The organism is Caulobacter sp. GW821-FHT09B11, from assembly GCF_059418205.1.
Genome location: NZ_JBWKPK010000006.1, coordinates 20,955 through 33,200, shown reverse-complemented (window position 1 = coordinate 33,200; position 12,246 = coordinate 20,955). Strand labels below are relative to the sequence as shown.

13 protein-coding genes are annotated in these 12,246 nt (G+C 70.0%); 11 read left to right on the top strand and 2 right to left on the bottom strand.

From position 1 onward, the window contains the following. Positions 1 to 6 precede the first annotated feature (6 nt). The 11 genes from AC07N1_RS05805 to folP all read left to right on the top strand — a co-directional run bounded on the left by AC07N1_RS05805 (position 7) and on the right by folP (position 10,796). Positions 7 to 471: a YbgC/FadM family acyl-CoA thioesterase gene (locus tag AC07N1_RS05805; RefSeq protein ID WP_494670944.1), complete on the top strand. Its 465-nt coding sequence runs from the start codon at positions 7 to 9 to the stop codon at positions 469 to 471. 213 nt (positions 472 to 684) lie between these two features. Further along, on the top strand, positions 685 to 1,383 hold the full coding sequence (gene tolQ / locus AC07N1_RS05800) for a protein TolQ (RefSeq protein WP_058347191.1): 699 nt from the start codon (positions 685 to 687) through the stop codon (positions 1,381 to 1,383). 4 nt (positions 1,384 to 1,387) lie between these two features. Continuing rightward, the gene (locus AC07N1_RS05795) at positions 1,388 to 1,909 is read left to right on the top strand and encodes an ExbD/TolR family protein (RefSeq protein WP_494670943.1); all 522 of its coding nucleotides are present in this window, start codon (positions 1,388 to 1,390) and stop codon (positions 1,907 to 1,909) included. A 16-nt stretch (positions 1,910 to 1,925) separates the two neighbouring features. Continuing rightward, positions 1,926 to 2,789 (top strand): cell envelope integrity protein TolA, encoded by an 864-nt coding sequence (gene tolA, locus AC07N1_RS05790; RefSeq protein WP_494670942.1) that lies wholly within the window; start codon positions 1,926 to 1,928, stop codon positions 2,787 to 2,789. A 225-nt stretch (positions 2,790 to 3,014) separates the two neighbouring features. After that, positions 3,015 to 4,313 carry a Tol-Pal system beta propeller repeat protein TolB gene (gene tolB, locus AC07N1_RS05785; RefSeq protein WP_494671070.1) on the top strand — a complete coding sequence of 433 codons (1,299 nt, stop codon included), beginning with the start codon at positions 3,015 to 3,017 and terminating at the stop codon, positions 4,311 to 4,313. 213 nt (positions 4,314 to 4,526) lie between these two features. After that, entirely contained in the window at positions 4,527 to 5,099 is a 573-nt protein-coding gene (gene pal, locus AC07N1_RS05780; protein ID WP_494670941.1) for a peptidoglycan-associated lipoprotein Pal, read from the top strand. Between the two features lie 116 nt (positions 5,100 to 5,215). Beyond that, positions 5,216 to 6,061, top strand: coding sequence for a tol-pal system protein YbgF (gene ybgF, locus AC07N1_RS05775; RefSeq protein ID WP_494670940.1), 846 nt, complete (start codon positions 5,216 to 5,218; stop codon positions 6,059 to 6,061). Next, positions 6,058 to 7,287, top strand: coding sequence for a tRNA lysidine(34) synthetase TilS (gene tilS / locus AC07N1_RS05770; RefSeq protein WP_494671069.1), 1,230 nt, complete (start codon positions 6,058 to 6,060; stop codon positions 7,285 to 7,287). Before ybgF ends, tilS begins: the two co-directional genes overlap by 4 nt. A gap of 76 nt (positions 7,288 to 7,363) precedes the next feature. After that, a complete protein-coding gene (gene ftsH, locus AC07N1_RS05765; protein WP_494670939.1) occupies positions 7,364 to 9,244 on the top strand; it encodes an ATP-dependent zinc metalloprotease FtsH in 1,881 nt (626 codons plus the stop codon). Positions 9,245 to 9,422: 178 nt separating this feature from the next. Further along, positions 9,423 to 9,917: a YbjN domain-containing protein gene (locus AC07N1_RS05760; protein WP_494670938.1), complete on the top strand. Its 495-nt coding sequence runs from the start codon at positions 9,423 to 9,425 to the stop codon at positions 9,915 to 9,917. Between the two features lie 63 nt (positions 9,918 to 9,980). After that, positions 9,981 to 10,796 carry a dihydropteroate synthase gene (gene folP / locus AC07N1_RS05755; RefSeq protein WP_494670937.1) on the top strand — a complete coding sequence of 272 codons (816 nt, stop codon included), beginning with the start codon at positions 9,981 to 9,983 and terminating at the stop codon, positions 10,794 to 10,796. Between the two features lie 97 nt (positions 10,797 to 10,893). On the opposite strand, the gene AC07N1_RS05750 is transcribed toward folP, so the two are convergent. After that, positions 10,894 to 11,802, bottom strand: coding sequence for an acyl-CoA desaturase (locus AC07N1_RS05750; protein WP_494670936.1), 909 nt, complete (start codon positions 11,800 to 11,802; stop codon positions 10,894 to 10,896). Continuing rightward, a complete protein-coding gene (locus tag AC07N1_RS05745; RefSeq protein WP_494670935.1) occupies positions 11,799 to 12,245 on the bottom strand; it encodes a hypothetical protein in 447 nt (148 codons plus the stop codon). Before AC07N1_RS05745 ends, AC07N1_RS05750 begins: the two co-directional genes overlap by 4 nt. Position 12,246 lies beyond the last annotated feature (1 nt).

Below are 12,246 nucleotides of genomic sequence, written 5' to 3'. Positions count from 1 at the left end.
ACCCTGATGAGCCAGGAACCGATCCCCACAGCCGGCGTCTTCGTCGGGACCGAGCACCAGCTGCCCGTCCGGATCTACTACGAGGACACCGACTTCTCGGGGATCGTCTATCACGCCAACTACCTGCGCTATTTCGAGCGCGGGCGCAGCGATTTCTTCCGGATGATCGGGGTGTCGCACACCGAGCTGGCGGCGATCGACACGGCCTTCGCCATCACCCGCATGGAGATCGACTTCAAACGCGCTGCAAGGGTCGACGACGCCCTGGTGGTGCACACGGTGTGGAACCGGATCAAGGGCGTGCGCCTTCTGGCTCGGCAATGGATCACGCGGGGGGAGGAGCTGGTCTGCGCCGCCAATGTCGAGGCCGTCTGCATCACGCTGGACGGCCGTCCCCGCAAGCCCTCGGCCGAGATGACCGCCAAGGTGGCGCCCTGGCTGGCGCCGGCCGATGGCGAGGGCGAAGGCTGACGGCGCCCGCCGGACAATGCAGATCGCGGGGAAGATCGCCGGTTGGTGAAAAATGGGCCGCCTGCAACCAATGTCATAGTTTCAACATTGCGCCGCTTCATGCAGTAAGGCGCTGACCAATCACTTATGAGCCTGGGGCGCATCCAGGCGGGCGACCGCACACACTTCGCCTGACGCGCCCTAGACTGACGCCCCAACGGAACAGGATCCCGCATGGACGCCGCCGCCAGCCCCGAAAGCTTCTCCTTCATCACGCTGTTCCTGAACGCCGACTGGGTGGTCAAGCTGGTGATGATCGGGCTGATCCTCGCTTCGCTGGGCTCCTGGGCCGTGATCCTCGACAAGCTGTTCCGCTTTTCCGCCCTCAACCGCGCCGCCGACCGCTTCGAGGAGCAGGTCGGTTCGGGCCGCTCGCTGGAGGACGTCGCCGGCGAGGCCGGGTCGAACCCGCGCCACGCCCTGCCGCGCATGCTGCAGGCGGCGCTGAAGGAATGGCGCGAAGCCAAGGCCAAGGGCGTGCAGAGCGAGGGCCAGGTGGCCCTGCTGAGCCAGCGCATCGACCGCGTGCTCGACACCCAGATCGCCCGCGAAAGCGCCAAGGCCGAAGAGGGCCTGGGGAGCCTCGCCATCGTCGCCACCGCCTCGCCGTTCATCGGCCTGTTCGGCACGGTGTGGGGCATCATGCACGCCTTCCAGAGCATCGCCGCGGCCAAGAACACCTCGCTGACCGTCGTCGCCCCGTCGATCGCCGAAGCCCTGTTCGCCACGGCCATCGGCCTGATCGCCGCCATCCCGGCCTACATCGCCTACAACAAGTTCTCGACCGACGCGGGCAAGTACGCCGGCCGCCTGGAGAACTTCGCCGACGACCTGTCCACCGCCATCCAGCGTCGCCTGAGCGAGCGGGTCTGATCCGATGGCGATGTCTTCGAACGACGCCTTCGCCACCTCGGGCGGCGGCCGGGGCCGCCGTCGCCGCCGGCGCGGCAAGGGCGCCCTGTCCGAGATCAACGTCACGCCGCTGGTCGACGTGATGCTGGTGCTGCTGATCATCTTCATGATCAGCGCCCCGCTGCTGACCTCGGGCGTCGAGCTCGAACTGCCCAAGACCGAGGCCGGCGCCCTGAAGAACGAGCAGGAGCCGATCACCGTGTCGGTCCGCCACGACGGCGCGGTGTTCATCGGCGAGGACCAGGCCCCGTTCGCCGATTTCGCCGCCGTGGTCACGGCCAAGGCCGGCGATACGACCGACAAGCCGATCTATGTGCGTGCCGACGGCAAGGCTCCCTACGAGGTGGTCGCCCAGGTGATGGCCGCCCTGTCGAAGGCCGGCTTCACCAAGATCAACCTGCTGACCGACACCGGCGGCCCCGACTCGGGCGCCGCGCCGCAGGACGCCCAGCCGGTCGGCGCGGGCGACCTGCGTCCGGCGCAATAGGGAACCCCGACGGCTGATGCGCGAGGAACGCAACAACCTGTCGCCGGCGCTGGTCGGCTCCGTCGTCCTCCACGGCCTGGTCGTGGCGGCGGTGATGATCGGCTGGCCGTGGAAGACCTCCAAGCCGATCGTCATCGGCGAGAGCGTGCCGGTGACCATCGTCACCGAGGGCCCCACCAACGTGCGCCCGGCCATCGAGGACCCGGTCGAGCAGCCGGCCGAGGCGATCGAGCCCGTGCCCGACGCCACGCCGCAGCCGCCGGCCCCGACGCCCGCGCCTATCCCACAGCCCGCGCCGCCCAAGCCGCAGCCGACGCCCAAGCCCGCGCCCGCTCCGGTTCCGCCCAAGCCGTCGCCGACCCCGACGCCCAAGCCGGCGCAGCCGCAGAAGCCCACGCCGCAGAAGCCGACGCCCGCCAAGCCGGAGGCCGACTTCTTCTCGTCGATGGAAAAGACCCTGTCGAAGACGGCCAAGCCGGCCGGCAAGCCGAACTCGTCGGCGCCGCAGGGCCAGACCAACCGCGCCGAGACCGCCGCCCAGGCCCGCCCCGGCGCCGGCCAGATGACGGCCCTGCAGGCGGCCGCCATCAGCGGCATGAAGGACGAGATCCAGCGGCGCTGGAACCCCAACTGCGAGGTCGTGGGCGGTGGTTCGATGCAGATCAAGCTCAGCTTCAAGCTGGCCCCGAACGGCCGCGTGGCCGGCCAGGTCACCGCCGGCGGCGCCGAGAACGCCGGCGACACCATCGTGCGCACCGAGGCCGAGCGGGCGATCCGCGCGGTCTATCAGTCGGCGCCGTTCGAAGGCCTGCCGCCCGACTACTACAACCAGCAGCTCACCCTGAACTTCAAGGCGCGCGACGCCTGCGCCGCGCGTTAGGGGTCTGAGATGAAAACCTCGTCCTTCGACAGGCTCAGGATGAGGTTTTTCCGCCGCCGAGCCTGAAATTGGTCCTCATCCTGAGCTTGTCGAAGGACAAGGGCCACGCACCGAGCCTGATTGTCGATCGGACCTGAGCCGCGAACGACAACGAACACCAACTTGGAAGGAAGCCCGACGATGACCGCCAGCGCCCCCGCCCAGAGCGTCAAGCGCCGCCTCGCCATGCCGCTCCTGGCCATGAGCCTGGCCCTGGCCGGCTTCGCCGCGACCGCCGCCCTGCCGGGCGTGGCCGCCGCCCAGATCGAGATCGACATCGACAAGGGCGCGGTCAAGCCGATGCCGGTGGCCATCCCGGCCTTCGCCGGCGCCCAGCGCGGCGCCGACATCGCCCAGGTCATCAGCGGCAATCTCGAGCGTTCGGGCCTGTTCCAGCCGCTGAACGTCGGCGGCGTCACCGACAAGCTGGCCGACGTCAACGTCCAGCCGCGCTTCCCCGACTGGCAGGCCACCGGCGCCCAGGCCCTGATCAACGGCCAGGTGACGGTCGGCGCCGACGGCTCGCTGCGCGTCGACTTCCGCCTGTGGGACACCTTCAGCCAGCAGCAGCTGCTGGGCCTGCAGTTCACCTCGACGGCCGAGAACTGGCGCCGGGTGGCCCACAAGATCAGCGACGCGGTCTATGAGCGCCTGACCGGCGAGAAGGGCTATTTCGACACCCGCGTGGCCTTCGTCGCCGAAAGCGGCCCGAAGCTGGCCCGCGTCAAGCGCCTGGGCATCATGGACCAGGACGGCGCCAACCCGCAGTACATCACCGACGGCTCGTCGATCGTGATGACCCCGCGCTTCTCGGCCACCAGCCAGGAGCTGACCTACATGGCCCTGCGGCCGACGGGGTCGAGCATCTACCTGCTGAACCTGCAGACCAACCGCCAGGAGACGGTGGGCCGCTTCCCCGGCATGGTGTTCGCCCCGCGCTTCTCGCCCGACGGCAAGAAGGTGGCCTTCTCGGTCGAGAAGGGCGGCAACAGCGACATCTACGTGCTGGACCTGCGCACCCGCCAGTCGACCCGCATCACCACCGACCCGGCCATCGACACCTCGCCGTCGTTCTCGCCGGACGGCAGCAAGATCGTCTTCAACTCCGACCGCGGCGGCCAGGCCCAGCTCTATGTGATGAACGCCGACGGCTCGGGCGTGCGCCGCATCTCCTATGGCGGCGGCCGCTACACGACGCCTGTCTGGAGCCCGCGCGGCGACTACATCGCCTTCACCAAGCAGACCGGCGGCCAGTTCCACATCGGCGTCATGGCCGTGGACGGCGGCGGCGAGCGCCTGCTGACCACCAGCTATCTGGACGAAGGCCCGACCTGGGCGCCGAACGGGCGGGTGCTGATGTTCTTCCGCGAGGGCAGCGCCGGCAATCCGCGTCTTTGGACCGTCGACATCACCGGCCGCATCCTGCGTCCGGCCGCCTATCCGGGCGCGGCGTCCGACCCCGCCTGGTCGCCGCTTCTGGACTGATTTTACCCCTTCGGAGCTGAGAAACGCGAAGGTTTCGCAACTTTCCACAGACCCGGCGCGTTGGAGCGTGGCTGTTCATCCGCCATTCACCCGCTAGGTGAAACGAGGTGGAACAGCGTCCAACTGACGCCATTGTGAGGTCCAGGGAACGTTTTTGCGGGGCGGAGCAAGAGCAGCGCCGGTAAGAGTTTTGAACCCAGGCCGTACCTAGACTTGAGGAGATACTGGATGAGCTTCGACACCAAGGGCGCCGCCCGACTGGCGCTGATCGGCCTGGCGGTCGCTTCGCTGGCCGCCTGTACGTCGCGCCCGAAGCCCGCTGGTCCGGCTGAACCCGTGGCTCCGCCGACCCAGCCGGCCCAGCCGCAGCAGCCCGCGCCGCTGCCGCCGCAGGACCCGGTTCCGCAAGGCCCGCTGCCGGGCACCATCCAGGACTTCGTCGTCAATGTCGGCGACCGCGTCTATTTCGACACCGACGAATACTCGGTCCGCGCCGACGCCCAGCCCGTGCTGGCCGGCCAGGCCCAGTGGCTGAACCGCTACCAGTCGGTCCGCGTCCGCATCGAAGGCAACGCCGACGAACGCGGCACCCGCGAATACAACCTGGCCCTGGGCGCCCGTCGCGCCAACGCCGTCCGCGAGTTCCTGATCGGCCAGGGCGTCGCCGCCTCGCGCATCGAGACGATCTCGTTCGGCAAGGAGCGTCCGCTGGATCCGGGCACCGACGAGACCGCCTGGGCCAAGAACCGTAACGCCCGCACCGCCATCACCGACGGCGCGCGCTAAGCCTCTCGGCTGACCGATCGAAGGCCCTTCTCCGCACGCCGGGGGAGGGCCTTCTTTCCGTCTGCTCCTAACTTTCCGGCCGCACTTTTGTCCGCAACCAGGGCATAATCGTCGACATGAAGCTGAAATCCGCGCTCCTCGCCTCCGCCTTGATGATCGCCGCCGCCGCGCCGGCCCTGGCCCAGACGCCGATGCCCGATCCGCTGGACGACCGTTCGGCCAAGCGCATCGAGAAGATGGAGAAGGTCGTTCGCGAGCTGCGGGCGATCGTCTTCCAGGGGCGCGACACCGGCAAGCCGGTGGTCGTGCAGACCGCCGAGACCGACGCCCAGATCGCCGCGCTCAACGACCGCATCACCGACCTGGAGCAGACCATCCAGCGGATGAACGGCCAGAACGAGACCCTGACCCACGACATCGACGTGGCCCGTCGCGCCTCGGACGGCCAGAAGACCCGCGCCGACCAGCTGGAGCAGCGTCTGGCCGCGCTGGAAGGCAAGATCACGACGCTGGAGACCGCCGCCGCCGCGGCCGCCGCGGCCCAGATCCCGCCGCCGCCTCCGCCGCCCCCCGCCGATCCGGCGACCGCCTTCAAGCAGGCCCGGCAGTTGCTCCTCGATGGCGACTACGCCGGCGCGGAAGGCGCCTTCAACAGCTTCGTCGGCACCTATCCCGACGACGCCAAGGCGCCCGAGGCCCGCTACTGGCTGGGCGAGACCCAGTTCGTGCGCGAGGCCTATGGCGACGCGGCCGGTTCCTATCTGGGCGCGGTGCGCGGCTGGCCGCAGACCAGCTGGGCGCCCAACGCCGTGCTGAAGCTGTCGCGCGCGCTGATCGCCCTGAAGAAGCCGGCCGACGCCTGCCGCACCCTGGACGAGCTGACCAAGCGCTATCCGAAGGCACCGGCCGACGTGGTCAGCAAGGCCAAGAGCACCCGCGTCCAGGCCAAGTGCGCGGCCTGATCGGCGAGCGCGACCTTTCCAGAGCCTTCGCCGCCGTCCTGGAGCGGCGTCTGCGGCCGGGGGCGACAACGCCCCTGGCCGTCGGCTTTTCCGGCGGCAGCGACAGCCTGGCCCTGCTGCGGTTGACGCTCGACTGGGCGGCCTCGCGCGGACGGCCGGTCCTGGCCCTGAGCGTCGACCACGGCCTCAACCCCGCCAGCAAGGCCTGGACCGCCGACGCCGTGGCCAAGGCCCGGGCCTTGGGGGCGGACGCCCGCGCCCTGCACTGGGGCGGCGACAAGCCTTCGACCGGCCTGCCCGCCGCCGCCCGCGCCGCCCGCCACGCCCTGCTGGCGCAGGCCGCCCGCGAGGCCGGGGCGAGCGTCCTGCTGCTGGGCCATACCGCCGACGACCGGGCCGAGGCCGCGCGCATGCGGGCCGAGGGCTCGACCACCCCCGATCCCCGCGCCTGGGCGCCGTCGCCCGTCTGGCCGGAAGGGCGGGGCGTCTTCCTGCTGCGGCCGCTGCTCGACGTCCGGCGCGAGGCCCTGCGCGCCTTCCTGGCCGAGCGGGGCGAGGCCTGGCTGGAGGATCCCGCCAACGCCGACCCGCGCTACGCCCGGGCGCGCGCCCGCGCCGCCCTGGCCGGCGAAGACGCCGCGCCGCCGCCGGCGGCCGTCGACGACCTCGCCGCAGCCATCGCCGTCGAGGGCGAGCACGCCCTGCGCCTGCCGCGCGGCGCCTCGGCCGCCCAGGTCGCCGCAGCCTGCCTGTGCGCGGCCGGCTCCACGACGCCGCCGCGCAGCGATCGCCTGGCGCGGCTGGTCGAGCGGCTGGCGCGCGGCGAGACCTTCGTCGCCACCCTGGCCGGGGCCCGCATCGTCGCCGACGAGGGCGGCGTCCTCTTCGTCCGCGAGGCGGGCGAGGCGAGGAGAGGGGGGCTGCCGGCCCTCGACCTGGCCGCCGGCGAGACCGCCGTCTGGGACGGCCGCTATCTCGTCACCGCGCGCGAGCCGGTCGCGATCCGCGCGCTCGGGGGGCTAGCGAACCGCCTTCCGGTCGAGGAACGCCGGGTCCTGAAGAATTTTCCCGCGACCGTCCGGCCGGTGCTTCCGGTCGCGATCTCGCCCGGCGGCGCCGCTTCTAGCCCGGTCCTTGCAAGGGATAGCGCGGTCGGCGTGCGTGTGCTGATCCGGGAAAGGTTCGAGGCCGCGACCGGCTTCATCGATCAAGAACCTGCGACCTGATATCGCGCGCGTGGCGAAACGCCCTCAGTCGTCCTATCTTGGGTCGACGAGCGCTAGCTTTGGGAAGACGACGCGTATGAATCTGAGGAATGTGGCCATCTGGCTGGGGATCGTGTTCGTTCTGATCATGGCCTACAGCGTGATGCGGCAGAGCAGCCCGGTGCATCGCGATGGCGGCGCCACCTATTCGCAGCTGCTGAAGAACATCGACAACGGCCAGGTCAAGAAGGCCGAGATCAATGGTCAGCAGGTCAAGGTCACGGCCGCCGACGGCAAGACGACCTATGTCGTCAACGCGCCGGCCAACAACGACGACCTGATCAAGCGGCTGGAGGCGCGCAACGCCGACATCCAGATCCAGGACCCCAACAAGTTCAACGTGCTGGGCCTGTTCCTGAACATGCTGCCGATCCTGCTGCTGATCGGCGTGTGGATCTTCTTCATGCGCCAGATGCAGGGCGGCACCAAGGGCGCCATGGGCTTCGGCAAGTCCAAGGCCCGCCTGCTGACCGAGAACAAGAACCGCGTGCTGTTCGACGACGTCGCCGGCGTGGACGAGGCCAAGGAAGAACTGCAGGAGGTCGTCGACTTCCTGAAGGACCCGGCCAAGTTCCAGCGCCTGGGCGGCAAGATCCCCAAGGGCGCCCTGCTGGTCGGCCCTCCCGGCACCGGCAAGACCCTGATCGCCCGCGCCGTGGCGGGTGAAGCCGGCGTGCCGTTCTTCACCATCTCCGGTTCGGACTTCGTCGAGATGTTCGTCGGCGTCGGCGCCAGCCGCGTGCGCGACATGTTCGAGCAGGCCAAGAAGAACGCCCCCTGCATCATCTTCATCGATGAAATCGACGCCGTCGGTCGCCATCGCGGCGCCGGCCTGGGCGGCGGCAACGACGAGCGCGAGCAGACCCTCAACCAGCTGCTGGTCGAGATGGACGGCTTCGAGGCCAACGAAGGCATCATCCTGATCGCCGCCACCAACCGTCCCGACGTTCTGGACCCGGCCCTGCTGCGTCCGGGCCGCTTCGACCGCCAGGTCGTGGTGCCCAACCCCGACGTCGCCGGTCGCGAGAAGATCCTGCGCGTGCACATGAAGAACGTGCCGCTGGCCGCCGACGTCGACGTCAAGACCCTGGCCCGCGGCACCCCCGGCTTCTCGGGCGCGGACCTGGCCAACCTGGTCAACGAAGGCGCCCTGACCGCCGCGCGCAAGAACCGCCGCATGGTCACCATGCACGACTTCGAGTACGCCAAGGACAAGGTCATGATGGGCGCCGAGCGCCGCTCGATGGCCATGAGCGAGGACGAGAAGAAGCTGACGGCCTATCACGAGGGCGGCCACGCCCTGGTGGCCCTGAACGTCCCGGTCGCCGACCCGGTCCACAAGGCCACCATCGTGCCGCGCGGCCGCGCCCTGGGCATGGTCATGCAGCTGCCGGAAGGCGACCGCTACTCGATGAGCTACGACATGATGACCTCGCGTCTGGCCATCATGATGGCCGGCCGCGTGGCCGAGGAACTGATCTTCGGCAAGGAGAAGATCACCTCGGGCGCGTCGAGCGACATCAGCGCGGCCACCAACCTGGCCCGCAACATGGTCACCCGCTGGGGCTTCTCCGACGAACTGGGCACCGTGGCCTACGGCGACAACCAGGAAGAGGTTTTCCTGGGCCACTCGGTCGCGCGCACCCAGAACGTCTCGCCCGACACCATGGTCAAGATCGACGCCGAGGTCCGTCGCCTGGTGAAGGGCGGCGAGGACGACGCCCGCCGGATCCTGACCGAGAAGCTGGAAGACCTGCACTCGGTCGCCAAGGCCCTGCTGGAGTTCGAGACCCTGAGCGGCGACGAGATCATCGGCGTCACCAAGGGCGTCGCGCCCATCCGCGAGGAGACCGAGGAAAAGAAGCCGACGGGTCCCGTCGCTTCGGTGCCGGTCTCGCCCACGGGCGTCACCGCCTAAGGGTCCTGACCGACCTTCGAAACCGCGAAAGCCGGATCCGCTCGTCGGGTCCGGCTTTTGTTTTGCGCCATGCGCCTCTGTCCTGATCGTCCACGGCTTCCTTGCGGCCCCGTTCTGGTCTTCCCCGGCGAGGGGGTGGTACAGCTTCCCTTCGGAGTTGAAACGCAAGGGAACGTGCATGAAGACGTCGATGCTGGGCCTGATGGCCGGAGCCCTGGTCGCGACCACCCCTCTCTTCATCCCTGGGGCTGCTTTCGCGGCGCCCGGCGACATCCACGCCGACGGCATGACCGGTCCCGAGGTCGCCAAGTGGCTGCAGGACGCCGGCTACAAGGCCGAGCTGACCAAGGACGACACCGGCGACCCGATGATCAAGAGCGCCGCCGGCGGCGTGAACTTCACCGTCTATTTCTACGACTGCACCGCCAAGCCGCGCTGCAAGGCCCTGCAGTTCGCCGCCAGCTTCGACCTGAAGCAGCCGATGTCGGCGGCCAAGATCAACGAGTGGAACCGCCAGAACCGCTATCTGAAGGCCTATATCGACGACGAAGGCGACCCCTACGTCCAGTACGACGTCAACATCAACGCCGGCCGCACCACGGCCGTGCTCGAGGATGACTTCGGCGTCTGGACCTCGATGATCGACGACTTCACCACCTTCATCGGTTGGTAGGGGCGTCGGCCGGCAGGCGCATCGGCTGGTGACGGGACGGGCCCGGGGGGCTAAACCCCGCCCATGATCCATGCCGTCCCGCGCGTCATGGGCGTGGTCAACGTCACGCCCGACAGCTTCTCGGACGGCGGCCGGTTCTTCGATCCCGCCGCCGCCCTGTCCCACGCCCGCCGGCTGATCGACGACGGCGCGACCATCCTCGACATCGGCGGCGAGAGCACCCGTCCCGGCGCGGCCCCGGTGTCCGAGGCGCAGGAGATCGCCCGCGTCGTTCCGCTGATCCGCGCCATCCGCGCCGAAAGCGACGCGGCGATCTCGATCGACACCATGAAGCCCGGCGTGGCCCGCGCCGCCGTCGCCGCCGGGGCCGACATCTGGAACGACGTGGCGGCCCTGCGCTTCGCCCCCGACGCCCCCGAGGTCGCCGCCGAGCTGGGCTGCGACGTCATCCTGATGCACATGCGCGGCGAGCCGGGAACCATGCAGGACGAGCCGCGCTACGACGACGTCGTCGCCGAGGTCGAGGCCTTCCTGCTGGCCCGCGCCCTGACCGCCATGGCCGCCGGCGTCGAGCGCGAGAAGATCTGGCTCGATCCCGGCATCGGCTTCGGCAAGACGCCGGCTCACAACCTGGCCCTGCTGTCGGCCCTGCCGCGCTTCGTGGCCCTGGGCTACCGCGTGCTGCTGGGCGCCAGCCGCAAGCGCTTCATCGCCGCCATTGACCCCCGCGCCCAGGACGCCCGCGACCGCCTGGGCGGCTCGCTCGCCGTCCACCTGCACGGCGCCGACTGCGGCGTCGAGGCCGTCCGCGTCCACGACGTGCGCGAGATGAGCCAGGCCCTGGCGGTCTGGAAGGCCATCGTCACGGCGGGGCGCTGACCCCCTCCGGCCCTCCGGGCCACCTCCCCCAGAGGGGGAGGATCTGCGGCCCAGATGCTCCCCCTCTGGGGGAGCTGTCGCGAAGCGACTGAGGGGGTCAAGCCCGCGCCAGTTCCGGCCTTTCCGGCAGGGTTTCCGGCGTCCGCACGTTCCAGGCCAGGCCCAGCCGCTCCAGCAGGCGGATCAGCGCGAAGCCCCAGTCGGCCTGGCCGGGATAGAGGCCGATGCGGGCCGAGCCGGGCCAGGCGTGGTGGTTGTTGTGCCAGGCCTCGCCCATGGTCGGGATCGCCGCCCAGGGCACGTCGTGGGCCTGGACGCCCGAGGTCTCGACCAGCCAGCTCTGCGGCCCGGTGCGATGGGCCAGTCGCCCGACGTACCAGTGGCCGGTCACCGACACGCAGACCCGCGCCGCCACGCCCCACAGCAGCCACGGCCAGCCGCCCAGGGCGAACAGAACCAGCGCGAGGGGAACCTGCTGCAGCATCCAGGTTCGCTCCAGGAAGCGATAGAACCGCTCACCCGCGATACGGGGCGGGATCTCCTGGCGCGGCGGGGCGTCCAGCACCAGCCGGCCGTGCAGGTTCCAGGCGTAGTCGGTCCAGAAGCCGGCGCGGTTGGAGAGGTAGGGATGGCAGGTCGCCTGCCGCTGGCCCCAGTCGCGCAGGTCGTGGGCGGCGATCATGCCCAGCGGCCCGCTCATGCCCACCAGCGTGCCCAGCCACATCATCAGATAGTCCAGCCAGCGCGGGCTCTGGAAGCTGCCGTGGATCAGCCGTCGGTGGAAGCCGACGGAGTGGCCGACCAGCAGGGTGGCGCCGGTCGTCAGCACGAAGACCGCCAGGGCGCTCCAGTTGAAGAAGAAGGGGGCGGCCAGGGTCCCGGCCAGCATCAGGCCCTGCCAGAGCGAGGTCGCCGGGGCCCAGACCACCCGGCCGCCGGCGGCGTCGCCGCCCGCGTCCGGCGCGATGGAGTGGACGGCGTAGGGGTCGTCGTGATGGTCGCTCATCGCGGGGCGTCCCTTTCATAGGCCGTGCGCGCCACCGTCCGGCCGGCTATCGCGCCGATGATCGTCAGGCTGGCCGTGAAGGGCCAGAGCCCGGGGGATGCTTCGAACGACCCTAGGGAGAGCAGCGCGCTGGTCGAGATGGCGAAGACCAGGACCGCGCCGAGGATCGTTCCGGCCAGCGGCGAGCGGATCTTCAGAACGTGCAGCAGGGCCCAGAACGGCGCGCCGATCAGCACCATCCCCGCCATCCAGACGATCAGGCTGAACGGGGCCGACATCAGCCCCACGCCCAGGGCGGCGGCGGCGGCGACCAACTGGCCGGAGATCAGGAAGGGGACCGCGGCCAGCGCCATCAATGCCGCGCTGGTCAGCGCCGCGCCGACGAAGCCGCCGATGAACAGGGCGCTGATGATCTGGGCCGGATCGGGTTCGGAAAGCCGCACG

Excerpts from the sequence above, each read along its gene's own strand:
- AC07N1_RS05805 (WP_494670944.1), top strand. The coding sequence starts at position 7 with ATGAGCCAGGAACCGATCCCCACAGCCGGCGTCTTCGTCGGGACCGAG.
- tolQ (WP_058347191.1), top strand. The coding sequence starts at position 685 with ATGGACGCCGCCGCCAGCCCCGAAAGCTTCTCCTTCATCACGCTGTTC.
- AC07N1_RS05795 (WP_494670943.1), top strand. The coding sequence starts at position 1,388 with ATGGCGATGTCTTCGAACGACGCCTTCGCCACCTCGGGCGGCGGCCGG.
- tolA (WP_494670942.1), top strand. The coding sequence starts at position 1,926 with ATGCGCGAGGAACGCAACAACCTGTCGCCGGCGCTGGTCGGCTCCGTC.
- tolB (WP_494671070.1), top strand. The coding sequence starts at position 3,015 with ATGCCGCTCCTGGCCATGAGCCTGGCCCTGGCCGGCTTCGCCGCGACC.
- ybgF (WP_494670940.1), top strand. The coding sequence starts at position 5,216 with ATGAAGCTGAAATCCGCGCTCCTCGCCTCCGCCTTGATGATCGCCGCC.
- ftsH (WP_494670939.1), top strand. The coding sequence starts at position 7,364 with ATGAATCTGAGGAATGTGGCCATCTGGCTGGGGATCGTGTTCGTTCTG.
- AC07N1_RS05760 (WP_494670938.1), top strand. The coding sequence starts at position 9,423 with ATGAAGACGTCGATGCTGGGCCTGATGGCCGGAGCCCTGGTCGCGACC.
- folP (WP_494670937.1), top strand. The coding sequence starts at position 9,981 with ATGATCCATGCCGTCCCGCGCGTCATGGGCGTGGTCAACGTCACGCCC.
- AC07N1_RS05750 (WP_494670936.1), bottom strand. The coding sequence starts at position 11,802 with ATGAGCGACCATCACGACGACCCCTACGCCGTCCACTCCATCGCGCCG.